Annotated in this window: 11 protein-coding genes, 1 tRNA gene and 1 other RNA gene; 6 read left to right on the forward strand and 7 right to left on the reverse strand. The window is 46.9% G+C overall.

All coding sequences use genetic code 11. From position 1 onward, the window contains the following. The first annotated feature begins 532 nt into the window (after positions 1-532). The 3 genes from ffs (at position 533) to HMPREF2955_RS16195 (ending at position 1,165) form a co-directional block, all read left to right on the forward strand. Positions 533-631, forward strand: an RNA gene (gene ffs, locus HMPREF2955_RS06180) — signal recognition particle sRNA small type. 2 nt (positions 632-633) lie between these two features. After that, positions 634-707: transfer RNA gene (locus HMPREF2955_RS06185), tRNA-Thr, on the forward strand. Positions 708-934: 227 nt separating this feature from the next. Further along, the gene (locus tag HMPREF2955_RS16195; protein ID WP_070721875.1) at positions 935-1,165 is read left to right on the forward strand and encodes a hypothetical protein; all 231 of its coding nucleotides are present in this window, start codon (positions 935-937) and stop codon (positions 1,163-1,165) included. 1,052 nt (positions 1,166-2,217) lie between these two features. Here HMPREF2955_RS16195 and proS read toward each other — a convergent pair. From proS to HMPREF2955_RS06225, 7 genes are all read right to left on the reverse strand, one after another. Then, complete coding sequence (gene proS, locus HMPREF2955_RS06195) at positions 2,218-3,699, reverse strand: proline--tRNA ligase (RefSeq protein ID WP_070721877.1); 1,482 nt, start codon at positions 3,697-3,699, stop codon at positions 2,218-2,220. A gap of 120 nt (positions 3,700-3,819) precedes the next feature. Further along, on the reverse strand, positions 3,820-5,022 hold the full coding sequence (locus HMPREF2955_RS06200; protein ID WP_070721878.1) for a hypothetical protein: 1,203 nt from the start codon (positions 5,020-5,022) through the stop codon (positions 3,820-3,822). Further along, positions 5,019-5,666: an ATP-binding cassette domain-containing protein gene (locus HMPREF2955_RS06205; RefSeq protein WP_070721988.1), complete on the reverse strand. Its 648-nt coding sequence runs from the start codon at positions 5,664-5,666 to the stop codon at positions 5,019-5,021. The genes HMPREF2955_RS06200 and HMPREF2955_RS06205 overlap by 4 nt, the downstream gene beginning before the upstream one ends. Then, complete coding sequence (locus HMPREF2955_RS06210) at positions 5,666-7,018, reverse strand: DUF4836 family protein (RefSeq protein WP_070721880.1); 1,353 nt, start codon at positions 7,016-7,018, stop codon at positions 5,666-5,668. The genes HMPREF2955_RS06205 and HMPREF2955_RS06210 overlap by 1 nt, the downstream gene beginning before the upstream one ends. 8 nt (positions 7,019-7,026) lie before the next feature. After that, the gene (locus tag HMPREF2955_RS06215; protein WP_019188021.1) at positions 7,027-7,749 is read right to left on the reverse strand and encodes a 16S rRNA (uracil(1498)-N(3))-methyltransferase; all 723 of its coding nucleotides are present in this window, start codon (positions 7,747-7,749) and stop codon (positions 7,027-7,029) included. Beyond that, a complete protein-coding gene (locus HMPREF2955_RS06220) occupies positions 7,746-8,300 on the reverse strand; it encodes a bifunctional nuclease domain-containing protein (RefSeq protein WP_070721882.1) in 555 nt (184 codons plus the stop codon). The genes HMPREF2955_RS06215 and HMPREF2955_RS06220 overlap by 4 nt, the downstream gene beginning before the upstream one ends. Next, positions 8,297-9,571: a nucleoside permease gene (locus HMPREF2955_RS06225; RefSeq protein ID WP_070721883.1), complete on the reverse strand. Its 1,275-nt coding sequence runs from the start codon at positions 9,569-9,571 to the stop codon at positions 8,297-8,299. The genes HMPREF2955_RS06220 and HMPREF2955_RS06225 overlap by 4 nt, the downstream gene beginning before the upstream one ends. Positions 9,572-9,999: 428 nt before the next feature. On the opposite strand from HMPREF2955_RS06225, the gene HMPREF2955_RS06230 reads away from it, so the two are divergent. From HMPREF2955_RS06230 to HMPREF2955_RS06240, 3 genes are all read left to right on the forward strand, one after another. Continuing rightward, the gene (locus tag HMPREF2955_RS06230; RefSeq protein ID WP_246830081.1) at positions 10,000-10,740 is read left to right on the forward strand and encodes a cysteine hydrolase family protein; all 741 of its coding nucleotides are present in this window, start codon (positions 10,000-10,002) and stop codon (positions 10,738-10,740) included. A gap of 488 nt (positions 10,741-11,228) precedes the next feature. Beyond that, a complete protein-coding gene (locus tag HMPREF2955_RS06235) occupies positions 11,229-12,011 on the forward strand; it encodes an EFR1 family ferrodoxin (RefSeq protein WP_070721889.1) in 783 nt (260 codons plus the stop codon). 33 nt (positions 12,012-12,044) lie between these two features. Then, positions 12,045-13,904, forward strand: coding sequence for a M6 family metalloprotease domain-containing protein (locus HMPREF2955_RS06240; protein ID WP_070721891.1), 1,860 nt, complete (start codon positions 12,045-12,047; stop codon positions 13,902-13,904). Positions 13,905-13,961: the final 57 nt, after the last annotated feature.

Here is a 13,961-nt window from a genome sequence, read left to right on the forward strand (position 1 = left end):
GCTTATTGTTTACGCAAAGGTACAATAAAAATGTATTATGCAGGCCTTTTATGCCCACTTTTTGTGTAAAGGCATGTTCTAAAAATCCCCCGCAAAGGTTCAATCGCTGTTCCTTGTACTGCCCTTCATTGTCTTTTTGCTTTTGTCTGGCATCTTTTGCTTTCTCTTTCAGAAAGCATAGTTCACTATGTTCCTTTCAAGGATTAAGCAAAACCTGTTCAGCTAAAAGCTAAAATACAGCAAAAGTGTTTTTAGAACCCGCCTAAAAGATCGAACAAAGAGCACCAACAGAACCCAGACTAAACTGCTTAGCTCCTTGCCATCATTATAGCGCATTCCACAATACCCCTGCCTATCTTGTCCAAGGAAGCCATGCAAAAGCACCGCACCATCAAGAACAACCCATAGGCATAACGCCACAAGAAAGCCAACGGCATCAGTTCCATCCACGGCCTTTAACGTTAAAATATGTATAAAAGCAAAGTGTGTCTTGCGGTTTTAATGGAAAAGTATTACCTTTGCACCGCAAAACGGGTAAGTCTTGCACGGCCAGCTCCCTTCGAACCCTCCAGGACGGGAACGTAGCAAAGGTAGTTGGTTGTAGCGGCGCGATGTAAGTAGCTTACCCACCCCGCCTCTTTAGCTCAGCTGGTCAGAGCGCATGATTTGTAATCTTGAGGTCGTTGGTTCGAATCCGACAAGAGGCTCAATAAAGAAGTGTCGTTATCGACACTTCTTTTTTTTATTCCCTCATCTCCAAAAACCAAGATGTCTTCTGCGTTGCCATAATGCAGTCTCCGTTGGCCGTGAGCAGCATGCCCTGCAAACGCTCGCGTTAGTGGTCGTAAGCGTACGTGTTTTCCATGCCGTTGCACACGCATGTGCATACGACACAATTGCCTTTTGTCTAGTTTTCAGTAAGAAATTTAACATTATGAGTGCCCTTTCCGTCCACCAACCGCTCACCTTGCCGCAAAAAATCGAGATTCTCGCGAAGGTTTGTTTTGTGCAAAAAGGGGTTAGTTGTACATGCAGGCAAAATGAATATTTATTTAAACAGACCATCACTAACACCCGTTTTTGGGTGATTTGTAGCAAAATGAAGTGCGTTTTGGTGCAAAATGCGGTGCAATATGCCGCAAAACGCAGTGCGTTTTGGTGCTAAATGCAGTGCATTTTGGTGCTAAACGCAAGGTAAAATGGTGCAAAACGCAGTGCAAAATGCTGCTAAATGCAAGACGAAAAGCATAAAAATACACCGCAATGGTATAAACAAAACCTTTTAGAACCATTAAATACATAGCTAAAAAGGCCAAAATAGCCGTTAAAAAGTGGGATTTTAGGGGTAAAAAGGGTGTAATTGGGAGTAAAAAAATATGGGTAGGCAACCAAACTAGAAAGGCTAAATGGTGCAAAATGCAGGTTCTTTTCTTAAAAACAGACAAACCAAAGAGCGTGAATATCTAGAAATAGTAGTTATTTACCTACTTTACAGCCAATATTTTCGCTAGAACGGAGTGAGAATTAGATTGATATTGTAAAATAAAAAGCAACAATTTAAGTTTTTGAGTTGATGCGTTGGTGGGGTTGTGAGTTGATAAGTTTTTGAGTTTGTAAGTTGAGGAGCTTTTGAGTTTGTAAATTGATGGGGTGGTAAGTTTGTAAGTTGATGCAATGATGTGTATTCGGGAGTTGTTGGGTTATCGTGAGTTGTTGGGCTTTCGCAAGTTGACAAACCTGTACGTTGATTTGTCCTGCACTTCGTATATGAGAGGGGTGTTTATCTTGTGTTGGCATCACGAAGACAATAGACTCCGCTCAATTTATAAAATATTAAAAGTCAAGACGGCCTCATTGGGTCTTAGTAAGACTAACACAACAAACAACCAACAGGCGTTACATACAAAAAGGTGTTAGGCCAAAACCTGGCCTAACACCCCTATATCATACACAATACTGTGTACATGAATATGGCGTTTGCACGATTTGGGTGGCCAACTTAGCCCCCTAACATGCAGATTTAACCCAAATCGGTCGTTAGAGCCGCTTAGATTTTGTTTGATTGCTGAGCATATTGCCTGTCTTATTCTTGAAGACGTAGCGGGCTACGTCGAGAGAATAAGACAGACAAGATGCCGACAAGCAAACGAAAGATGAACAGGAAGCGATGGAAACAACCTAAAATAATTGATAAGCGTTCTAACGACCGATTGGGGTTTAATAGCTGCGTGCAATGATAACGCGGTGCTTAGCAGGCTTTCCACTCACCATGTCTACACCCTCCGTTTGTTCGAACTCAAAAGGAACACACCTGATAGTGGCCTGCGTATCTTCCTTAATGCGCGCCTCCGTTTCTTCCGTTCCGTCCCAATGACAAAGGAAGAAACCGCCATCTTTAATACGTTGCTTAAACTCTTCGTAGTCGTTGCACTCGTAAATATGTGCGTTACGATAGTCTAATGCCTTCTTAAAGATGTTGGCCTGCATGTCGTCGAGCACCGAAACAATGTGTTCGGCCAAACCTTCGAAACCGATAGTTTCTTTCTCTAAGGTGTCACGGCGCATAATTTCCACCGTGTTGTTTTCTAGGTCGCGCCCACCCATAACAATGCGAACGGGGATGCCCTTCAACTCATAGTCGGCGTATTTAAAGCCTGGACGCCTGTTGTCAGAGTCGTCGTACTTCACCGTTACGCCGGCTTTGCGCAACTGTTCGATAACGGGTTGCAGTTTATCTGCGATGGCTTGCATCTGTTCGCCGGCTTTACCAATGGGTATGACAACCACTTGTATGGGTGCAAGCTTTGGTGGAAGAACCAAACCATTGTCGTCAGAGTGGGTCATTATCAATGCACCAATAAGCCTAGTGCTAACCCCCCAGCTTGTTGCCCATACATATTCGGGTTTGTTTTCCTTGTTGAGGAAAGTAACATCGAACGATTTGGCAAAGTTTTGGCCAAGGAAATGGCTCGTTCCGCTTTGCAAGGCCTTGCCGTCTTGCATCATGGCCTCGATGGTGTAGGTGTCTAACGCACCGGCAAAACGCTCAGTCTCGCTCTTAACGCCACACACAACAGGCACGGCCATCCAATCTTGTGCAAACTTGGCATACACGTCTAGCATCTTCTTTGCCTCCTCTTCGGCCTCCTCACGCGTTGCATGCGCCGTGTGTCCTTCTTGCCAAAGGAACTCGGAAGTGCGAAGGAAGGGACGTGTGCGCATCTCCCAACGCATAACGTTGCACCATTGGTTGCACATTAGGGGCAGATCGCGCCAAGAGTGTATCCAGTTTTTATACGTGTTCCAAATGATGGTTTCGGATGTGGGGCGTATGATAAGTTCTTCATCGAGCTTGGCCGAGGGGTCTACTTCAACGCTGTTCCCATCCTCGGATGCACGCAGGCGGTAGTGCGTTACCACAGCGCACTCTTTGGCGAACCCCTTTACGTGTTCGGCCTCACGCGAGAAGAACGACTTTGGAATCAAGAGTGGGAAGTAGGCGTTTTGTGCTCCCGTCTCCTTAAACATGCGGTCAAGCTGTTGTTGCATCTTTTCCCAGATGGCATAACCATAGGGTTTGATAACCATACATCCTCTCACGGCGGACTGTTCCGCCAAGTCGGCTTTCACAACCAAGTCGTTAAACCACTGACTATAATTGTCGGCACGCTTGGTTAAATCTTTTAGTTCTATTGCCATTTATCTTTCGTGTTATTTCTTTTCAGCCTACAAAGTTACGCTAAAATGCTTAAAGCGCAAAATGTATGGGCAAAGTTTAGGTGGGCAGAACGAAACAAGTGCTACGACATTTGCCGTCCACTAGTTTTTGCCGTGTCGCCAAATGCTGATTGTCTTGCGCCACAAGATGGCGAAATTGATACCCGTAACAAAGAGAAACAACGCCAAACCAATACCCAAGGTGGGTGCCACTCCCGTAGAAGGGAGGTCGGGGAAAAGTGTTTCCACGATGTCTATGTAGTAACCTCGTATTATAAGAAGGAGCGAGAAACTTGCAACAAGCACTGCAAAGTTAAGAACAAGGGTAAGCATCTGGTAAGGCAACGCCACGCGCGAAGGACTATAACCAATGAGCAAGAGGTTTTGTAGCTTGGTGGTGTTTTTCTGCACAAGCAGATAGATGCTCAACAACAGCACATAAAAGCTTAGTGCGGAAATAACCACACCTACACCCATAACCAACGTAACCATGAGTTTGAGGAAGTAAGTGGTTTTCTCGGCATCGAGATTGTTATCTTCCAATTCGTAGTTATGGTCTTCGAGATAGGTCCCGATACGCTGGTCGGCAGGATTGGTAACGTCTAATATAAGTCGCGACGGAGGCATCTCGCTATCGGGCGAGAAGTGGCTGTTGCTCCATGTCATGAACGATTGGGGAACAAGAATGGTGTTAAGCTTAGACGAAAAGCCGATGACTTTTCCCCTGAAATAACCTTGTCCGCCCTTGCCTTGCACCTGAATGTGCAAGTCTATCATACCTACAAGCCCTTCGTTTATTTTAGGCAACGAATGGTTTTGGGCGAAACCGAAGTTGTACATGGCGATATAACTTCGCGGAAGGATAACCGGCACCAAGCTATCGCCTGGCGTATAGTGCCAATTATCGAGCGAAACATCAACGAATGGGTCGGGAACGCTTTCGAAAAACAATTCAGAGTTAAGTATCTTCATGCCGCTAACGTCCATCGTTGCCTCTGCCTTGTATGCCGTAGAGGTGAACTGGCCCACGCCTTTAATGAAAGGTTGGGCTTGAAGGTCGGCTATCTCGTCTTTCGAGAAACCCGAATGCTGCTGCCCCAAGGCGTTAGCCATGCCAATTTTCTTGCTCACCACAAGGTAATCGGCCTTTAAGAAACTGTCATTAGCCGTAAATATGGGCAAGATGTCACAATATAGCTGGTAGCCAAGCAGCACAATGGTCATGCCGAAGAGGTTGGCGAAGAAGAAACCAACGAACTGTGGCCAACTGATATGTTGGCGAAGTAATTTCCAAACCAGTTTCATAGTTTCAGAATTTTATCGTATTGCAAGCCAGGATGCTTGCCAATGCTTGTTACTATCAGTGCCGCCCCTTGCGATTTAGCCTCGGCTGCCATCAGTTCGCCAAGCGTGTCGGCATTAAGATCGTCGAGATGACTAATGGGTTCGTCGGCTAAGAGGAAGTCGAAAGGCTGCACCAGGGCGCGAAGTGTGGCCACGCGTTGTTGCTGTCCGAAAGACATCTGCCCCACCCTCGCATTTATCTTGTCGGCAATTCCTAGCTGTTCGAACCACGCACGTATCTCGGTTTCGGTCTTAAAATGGGTAAGTTGGTTCTTCAACATCACGTTCTCCAAAGCCGTTAGTTCGGGAAACAGCCGCAATTCTTGGAACAACATACTTACGTTTCGTTGGCGAACGTTCACCCAATCGGCTGTGGAGAGCAGGCTGATATCCGTTTCGTCGAACTTCACCACGCCTTCGTAATCTTGCCGATAACCCAAAATATAGCTGCAAAAAGTGCTTTTTCCAAGGCCGCTTTGGGCCTCAACAAGGTAGAATTTACCTTTTTCGAACCTAAGATTGGGCTGTTGCCACACATCCGATTGCAGGTCATTGCGTTGCAAGAACACGTGCGGCGTAACTTGTTCAAAGCTAATACTGTTCATCATTCTAATACATAAACGATTGTGTTTACCCCTCCCAAATAACTTTTCACTATGTCTAAGCTATTGGCCTTGATGCCCCTTATGCCGGCCAAGGCGTCTAGGTTGAAGACTAGGGCAAGCCGTTTCCCGCGTATTTCGTTAGACACGCTTGGCGATACTTGGCCGTTGGCCGTAGCCGAAACGGGTTGTTGAAAAGGCGGATGAGGCAAACAATAGAAACTGCTGTCGGGTTTTAACCCGAAATAGTATTTGTAACTGCCGTTGTCGAACACGTAAGCGCGAGGGCCAGCATCGTAAATGGTAGAGCCTGGCGGACAAGAACGTTTCCAATAACCTACATCCATCAGCCAATTGGTGGCCTTTACCTGAGCTTTCATCGAGAGGTTGGCTTGTCCGCTGGCATAAGTGGAGGTAGAAATGATGATGTTTCCGTCGACACTTCGGATGATGTTATCCATGTCGATGGCCGTGTTCAGTCCTGTAAGCAGTGTAGACAACACAACATTATCTTGCACAATGCCCAACAATTTGTCGCCTTCCATGTTGGCAAAAAGGGTGAGTGCGGCTGGCGAAGTAGCGTCTTTCAAAAAGCTTTCGCCAATGGGACGATAGGCATTGGCTACTCGTTTCAAGGATTCGTCAATCGTTTGGTTGTACGAAAAGGTTTCGCCTTTCATCAAAAGAGCGTTTCCCGAAAAATGCAAACCTGCCTTCAACACCACTTGCGATAGGTTTACGCGCTTTGGTAGGCCCAAAGTAAAGGGCAACGCAACGTTTTCGGGCAGTGCATCAAGTCGCGCAACAAGGGCCATAGGCGCATCAATGGCGTCTACCGAGGCTAACAAAGGCAATTGGCGGTCTTCTTTTTTGGGGTCGATGTTGAGCAACTTGGCCATACGCAACTGTAAGTCGGGCTGCACGGCAAGCGGTTGCGGCCCCATCACCAGCAGGGCATCGTCGTTAAAACCCACAGCCCAAACGTTGTTAACGGTATAAAATTGGCATCCTTTGCGTTCTTTTCCTGCCACTGCCGTTCCCTTTTGCACAAGCGCATCAAAGGTGGCAGCAAGTTTAGAAACGTCGTCTACCTTCGCGCAAAGCCCGAAATTCATGTCGGCCGCCTCAAAAAGATACAGCTTTGAAGATAGGTCTATTCCGCAATCGGCCACGTTGTTGTCTGCCCCAATAAATGTTTTCAGGATGTTTTCTGCCTTCAAGTCCTTACCCAACTTGGGCGCATCTATCGCCATAACAGCCATGCTGCTTTTGGGTATAGACTGTACATAATTGGCTTTCGAGCACGAAACCAACAGCACAACCAGCGAGAACAACACTCCTATAATATCTTTCATCTTATCGTTTATTTCCTAAATGCAAGTTGAGCAATCATTGTTGCGGCCAGGGCAGCAGTCTCTGTCCGCAGTCGGCTTTGGCCAAGCGAAACGGAAACATACCCTTTATTCATGGCCAAACGCACTTCATCAATGGAAAAGTCGCCCTCTGGCCCGATGAGTATGGTTACTTCCTCATCGCCGTTTAGCTGCAACAACTCGCCATACAAGTCTTTTTTATCAATCTCGGCATAGCAATGGGCGATGTATTTGGCTCCCTTTCGTGGCTGTTTCACAAAGTTTTCGAAAGGTTGGAGGTCGTTCAACAGCGGTTTCCAAGCCTTTCTGCTTTGCTTAACAGCGGCAACAACAATCTTATCCAGCCTTTCTAACTTAACGTTTCTACGTTCGGAGAAGGCGCAATTAAGCAACGAGAACTCGTCAATACCTATCTCCGTGGCCTTTTCCAAGGTCCATTCCACCCTGTCTATAACCTTTGTTGGAGCCATTGCCACGGCTATTCGGCCGTTCCATGTCTTTTCTTGTGGCAGCCGTTCCACAATGTCGTAAAGACATCTGCCCTTTGTTACGAGGGTGAGTTGCGCCTTGAAGAAACAGCCGGCACCGTCTGTTAGAAACACTTCGTCGCCACTTTCCAAGCGCAACACCCTTGAAGCGTGTGCCGCTTCCTCGGCAGGCAACTCGTTAGAACGTGCTGCATCGGGTACATAGAAATAGCGCGTTTCCTTCATTTTTGCTTGTCTTTCCTCCGTTTTATTTCTTCGCTGATGCGCGATGCCAGTTCGTAGTTCTCGTCTTTAATGGCTTTGGCAAGGGCATCTTCTATCATTTTGTTGTCCAGTATGTTTATCGGGAGCGACGCACCCGTAGCGTTCTTGTTGAAAGCTGTACCCTGGCGCGCCATCAGAGAGGTCTCTATATATATAGGTATGTTGCCAATGACAGAAAGCAACACGGCATCGCTGGCCCTAAGCTTTATGGGTTCGAGGGTTAAGGTGTTGTAAAGCAACACCCGATATTGGCCATCAATGATGTCGTCGATGATTATTTCGAAGTCTACATCGGTGTGCGAGCGCACCAATTGCCACAAAACTTCGGGCAACAGCATCTTGGTGATGGGCAAATGGTTAAGCCGCAGACCCAGTTGTTCTTTCATTTCCCTGTCGCAAGGGATGAGCAACTCCATCGTTTGAGCCTCATCAGTGAGTGCAAGTAAGCCAAGACGCTCGTTACCAACTATCTCGGCAACATTGTTGAATATTAGTCTTATCTTCGATTTCATTTTTTGTCTATTCCCTTAGGGCGGAAAACCAAGGCAAAAGCCACACCCACAACCAGGGCGTATGCGGCAAATACATACCAGCAAGTTTGCCAATCGGTCACTCCGTCTACGGTAAAATGGTTAACAATGGCTTGTGCGCTCAGCGTGCCAACCGTTGCGCCAATGCCGTTAGTCATCAACATAAACAGGCCTTGCGCACTAGAACGCATGTGCGCATCGGTGGATTTGTCTACGAACAATGAACCAGAGATGTTGAAAAAGTCGAATGCCACTCCGTAAACAATCATCGAAAGTACGAAGAGCCATACGCCATTGCCAGGATTACCCAAGCCAAACAGTCCGAAACGGAGTACCCATGCGAACATGGCGATGAGCATAACGTTCTTTATTCCGAAACGTTTCATGAAGAAGGGAATGAGCAAAATACAGCAGGTTTCGCTGATTTGCGACAGCGAAATAAGTATGTTGGCATGGTTTACACCAAAGGTGTCGGCATATTCGGGTATGCTTTCGAAACTTGTTATAAAGGGATTGGCAAAGCCATTGGTGATTTGCAAGCTGACGCCCAGCAGCATGGAGAAGAAAAAGAAGATGGCCATCTTTTTCTGTTTGAACAGCGAGAAGGCGCGCAACCCCAGCTGGTCGGCAATGCTTTTACGCTCGGAGCCACTCGATGTGGGACATGTGGGCAACGTAAAGCTATATAAAAAGAGGATGATGCTGAATATTCCGGACACCACGAATTGGTTTTGGTTGGGCTGGAACCCCATCAAATCAACAAACCACATCGTGCAAATAAATCCGATTGTGCCAAAAACGCGTATCGGCGGGAAGTCTTTCACGGTGTCCATGCCTGCTTGGTTCAGCCCCGTATAAGCCACAGAGTTGCTCAAAGCCAACGTGGGCATATAGAAAGCTACGCTTAAACTGTAAAGGGGAAATATCATTGAACCGGCGAAAGTGCCTGCAACGGAGGCACCATCTGCCACTTCGCCCATAGCCACAAAGCCGTAATAAGCTGTGGCAAACATGAAGAGGGCGGCCAACAAATGGCATAAGCCCAGCAATCGTTGGGCAGGCACCCAGCGGTCGGCCACTATACCCATGATGGCAGGCATGAAAATAGATACAATACCCTGCACGGCATAGAACCAACCAATTTGGTCGGCCATTCCGATTTTTACCAAATAAGTTCCCATTGAGGTGAGATAAGCTCCCCAAACAGCAAATTCGAGGAAGTTCATCAGCGACAAGCGTATTTTCAGATTCATGATAGTAAGTATTTTCATACAAAGTTATGAATTAATGTTGAGATACAACAAACTTGAACTCTTTTTTTTAGGATGGCTCAAAAAAATACCTTTCATGGGCTATTCAGGCCTTATCCAAACATATTCGGTGCGCTTTATTTAAGGCGTAAAGTGAACGATTTGCATTTGCAGGATGGACGAAATTTATGCGCCTACCAAACGAAAGCGAACTGAAAATCTTGCCCAATACAATATAATAGCTCCAAGATGTGAAGTTATCAGAATTTATAACTAACTTTGCAAGGTGTCGGAATGCCAAGCCATGCCTCGCTTTCTGCGTTAAGACAAGCGACGTTTCTGACAAGTGGATACAGGGGATAACCCATTATCCTCCAAGCCCCAACATTATTAGAAGAACAAAACATCCGCTAATTTAAGATAAACAACCCATGCAAATGCTACTCATCATCGACCCCAACAACGACTTTGCCGACAGCCGCGGCAGTCTTTACGTGCCCAATGCCGACAAAGCTTTAAAGGCCATTGCCCATTATATTGAGGAAAATAACCCGGAGGGCATCGCTATATCGCAAGACACACACCGACGTTACCACGTAGGACACTGCGCCTACTGGCAGGGCGAAGGCGTGAAACCTTTTGCCAACGTGCGCTCTGAAGACGTGGAGCAAGGCGTTATCTCACCCACATTCGCCACCAAAGAGCAGGTTTTGAACTATCTCCGAGCAATGGAAAGCAAAGGAAGGGTGCACACGTTGTGGCCCGAACATTGCCTGATAGGTTCGTGGGGATGGGCATTCCCCGACGTTTTGGTACAAGCCGTGAATGCTTGGGACAACTTACACCACGGCCAACGCCCACTACACGTTTACCAAAAGGGCGAGTATGCCGACGCAGAGATGTTTTCTATCTTCTCGTACGTAAACGAACGCACGCCCAACGAACACGGAAAGCAAGTTCTAGACCAGCTAGCGCAATACGACGAGGTAGTTGTATGCGGCTTTGCAAAGGACTATTGCGTGGCCGAATCGGTGAAAGACATGCGCAACGACCCACGTTTTGAAGGCAAACTACGCTTTTTCGATGCAGGAATGGCGGCCATCAATCCCCAATCAGACAATCTCTCCATCTACGAAGACTGCCTAAACACGTTCGGCGCAAAGACAATTTAAAGCCAAAACAAAAACGGCTTTGAGATGATTGTGCATAAGATGGTGTTGTTAGCAACTGCCTTCTAAGCAGCGAACAGCGGCACACGCGCGCCAACAAAAGAGGTTCGTAGCGGCACTACAAGATACTTGTACGAACACTACAAGGTACTTTGTACTGACACTACAAGGTGATTGTACGGGCACTACAAGGCTCTTGTACGAACACTACAAGACGCTTGTACGGACGCTACAAGGCACTTTGTACAGTCACCACAACAAGCTTGTACACACGAGTTGCCAGCAAAATGCTGGTAGACAAGTTGCTAAAACCAATTCTTTTTAACAATAAAGCACGTAGTAGGCCCTAAGAGGAAACAGGTTATGCACAAATGTGGGGTGTCGTATAACTCGTTCAAACCAACACGAAACGCCACCTTACAAGTGCAATTTGTAAGCAAAAACGTTACACAAGATTTGACTATAACGGCGAAAAGTAGTAACTTTGCCTAATGATATTCTACTTCTCGGCCACGGGCAACACCCGTTGGGCCGCTCAACAGCTATCGGAAAAGACAGGCGAACGCCTTATTTTCATCCCCGATGCAATGGAAGGACAATGCCATTACACGCTTGCAGCTGGCGAGCGCATTGGCTTTTGCTTTCCCGTACATGCTTGGCGTCCTCCCGTTTTGGTACGTCGGTTTATCGAAAAGCTAAGCATTGCTAACGCCGAGGGCCATTATTGTTTCGCACTTTGTACGGCTGGCGACACCACGGGCGAGAGTATGCGCATTTTTCGCCATGCCCTGGCGCAACGTTCGCTGCACTTAGATGCGGTGTTTTCGCTGCTCATGCCAGAGAGTTACGTGGGGTTGCCCTTCATGGATGTAGACACCATCGAGAAAGAAAGGGAGAAAAAGAATCAGGCCAAGATACACCTAACGAGCATCGTTGCACAGATTAACGAGGCAGAAAAGGTGGAAAAAGAGCCCAACGTGGGTCGCTGGCCGCGCATAAACAGCCGTGTTATCGGCGAGTTTTTCGAACGAAAGCTCGTCAACGACAAGGCCTTTCGGGTTGAAACTAACCGCTGCGTGCGTTGCGGAGTATGTGCCGAGGTGTGTCCAACAGCCGACATCGAGGGCGGAAAGGGACAAGAGCCAACGTGGAAACACAATGGCAGCTGTCTTACTTGCTTTGCTTGCTACCACCACTGTCCACAACATGCCATAGAGTTTGGCAGACAAACCAAGAAGAAAGGGCAATACTGGTATGGTAGAAACCAATTGTAACTAATACCATATAACTATAAAAAGAATTAGAAAATGAAGAAAACGGTACTTATTCTCATCACATTGTTGTGCCATTTGGCAAGCCATGCCTCCAAAGGATGGCCCTACCCCATCACTGTTAGCCAGCCAGACGGCACCCAACTCACCGTTCGCATCAACGGAGATGCCGACTTTAACTGGGTTTCCACACTCGACGGCGTGGTTCTTAAACAAGAGGGGAACGGCTATTACGTTGCCAACATTGATACAAATGGCATGCTTTCATCGTCGGGAACGTTGGCTCACGATGCCGACAAACGCAGTTACGCCGAACAATCACTATGCAAGAAACAAGACGTTAAGGCTTTTCTTACCGTTAACACTCGTCCAGAACGCCTAGCTGCCACACGCGGATTTGGCGGCAATGGCTCAACAAGTTTCTTCCCCCATACAGGCTCGCCACGCGCCATTGTGTTGCTCGTGCAGTTCGCCAACAGGCCATTCAAGGTTCAACCACGCAAGGCTTTCAACCAATACCTTAATAGTATGGCCGACAAGCACCAAGACTTTGGAAACGCAGAAGACCGCAACACAGGTAGCGTTAAGAAGTATTTCAGCGACATGAGCGGCGGAAAGTTCAAGCCACAATTCGACCTTTATGGTCCAATAACCATGCCCAAGAATGTAGCTTATTACGGCGAAGGCAGTTCTTCGATGGAAAGATACCGTGAATTAGTATATGATGCTTGTACCATGATGGACGATTCGCTAGACTTTTCAATGTATGATGCCGATAAAGACGGTAATGTAGACCTAGTTTATATCATATATGCAGGCTATGGCGAAAGCGTTTCGAGCATCGAATCTACGCTTTGGCCGAAGGCATTTGTTTGCGGAACAGATATTAAGAAAGACGGGAAATATGTGCGTTTGGCCGGTATAAGCAACGAATTAAATGGCCGTCCAGATGGGAAATACTCTTCAACTAGCGGCCTACTCATCAATGGCGTGGGACTTTTCTGCCACGAATTTTCGCATTGCATGGGCCTACCCGACTTCTACCCAACAGTAAGTCCACAATGGACTACTGCCAATGGCAAACAAGATTTCGATGCCTACGACAACCAAGGCATGGAAGAATGGGACGTGATGGACAATGGTATATACCTTTATAATGGCTACTCGCCCACGGCTTACACCGCATGGGAACGCGAAAAGATGGGTTGGTTAACTATCGAAACACTTACCAGGGAAGGTAAAGTGGAGTTGAAAAGCATCGACCAAGGCGGAAAGGCTTATCGAATTAAGAATGATAAGAATACCAGCGGCAACGAATATTACATTGTTGAGAATATCCAAGCAAAAGGATGGAACTATAAGTTACCTGCATCGGGTATGATGGTGAGCCACGTAGAGTACGTACCGTGGGCCTTCTCTGTGTTTCATGGAGGCGACAACTCGGTGAACAACATCAAGAAACACCCCCGAATGACCATCGTTCCTGCCGACGGTTACTTGCCGTCTTCGTATAGAAAGGTGTCAGACAACAGCAATCTTACCGCGCCTTACATGAAGAAAAAGCAATACGACGAACAGCTTGCTGGCGACCTTTACCCTGGTAAGAATAACATTAATCGACTTACCGATGCCCAAAACATGGTGAACTATGCACCGTGGACGGGTGGAATGCTTAACAAACCCATCTATAACATCGCATTAAAAAACGGTATTGTTACCTTCGATTTCCTTAAAGACCAAACGTCTACTGGCATCGAACTGCCCGAAAGTGCCACAGACAGCAGCAACGAAGAAAAGATTTACACCATCGACGGCCGCTATGTGGGCACCAATCTCAACGCTTTGCCCAAGGGCGTATATATAAAAGGTAAGAAGAAAGTGGTGGTTAGTAGGTGAGTTTATAAGCTGATGAGTTTATGAGTTTGTGAGCAAGTAAGTTTATGAGTTTATGAG

This window comes from Prevotella sp. HMSC073D09, from assembly GCF_001814145.1.
In the GTDB taxonomy this organism is placed as follows: domain Bacteria; phylum Bacteroidota; class Bacteroidia; order Bacteroidales; family Bacteroidaceae; genus Prevotella; species Prevotella conceptionensis.

Bases quoted from the DNA above. Each gene is read 5' to 3' on its own strand.
- HMPREF2955_RS06215 (WP_019188021.1), bottom strand. From the start codon at position 7,749: ATGAAGGAAACGCGCTATTTCTATGTACCCGATGCAGCACGTTCTAAC.
- HMPREF2955_RS06240 (WP_070721891.1), top strand. From the start codon at position 12,045: ATGAAGAAAACGGTACTTATTCTCATCACATTGTTGTGCCATTTGGCA.
- HMPREF2955_RS06235 (WP_070721889.1), top strand. From the start codon at position 11,229: ATGATATTCTACTTCTCGGCCACGGGCAACACCCGTTGGGCCGCTCAA.
- HMPREF2955_RS06200 (WP_070721878.1), bottom strand. From the start codon at position 5,022: ATGAAACTGGTTTGGAAATTACTTCGCCAACATATCAGTTGGCCACAG.
- HMPREF2955_RS06205 (WP_070721988.1), bottom strand. From the start codon at position 5,666: ATGAACAGTATTAGCTTTGAACAAGTTACGCCGCACGTGTTCTTGCAA.
- HMPREF2955_RS06220 (WP_070721882.1), bottom strand. From the start codon at position 8,300: ATGAAATCGAAGATAAGACTAATATTCAACAATGTTGCCGAGATAGTT.
- HMPREF2955_RS06210 (WP_070721880.1), bottom strand. From the start codon at position 7,018: ATGAAAGATATTATAGGAGTGTTGTTCTCGCTGGTTGTGCTGTTGGTT.
- HMPREF2955_RS06225 (WP_070721883.1), bottom strand. From the start codon at position 9,571: ATGAATCTGAAAATACGCTTGTCGCTGATGAACTTCCTCGAATTTGCT.
- HMPREF2955_RS06230 (WP_246830081.1), top strand. From the start codon at position 10,000: ATGCAAATGCTACTCATCATCGACCCCAACAACGACTTTGCCGACAGC.
- HMPREF2955_RS16195 (WP_070721875.1), top strand. From the start codon at position 935: ATGAGTGCCCTTTCCGTCCACCAACCGCTCACCTTGCCGCAAAAAATC.
- proS (WP_070721877.1), bottom strand. From the start codon at position 3,699: ATGGCAATAGAACTAAAAGATTTAACCAAGCGTGCCGACAATTATAGT.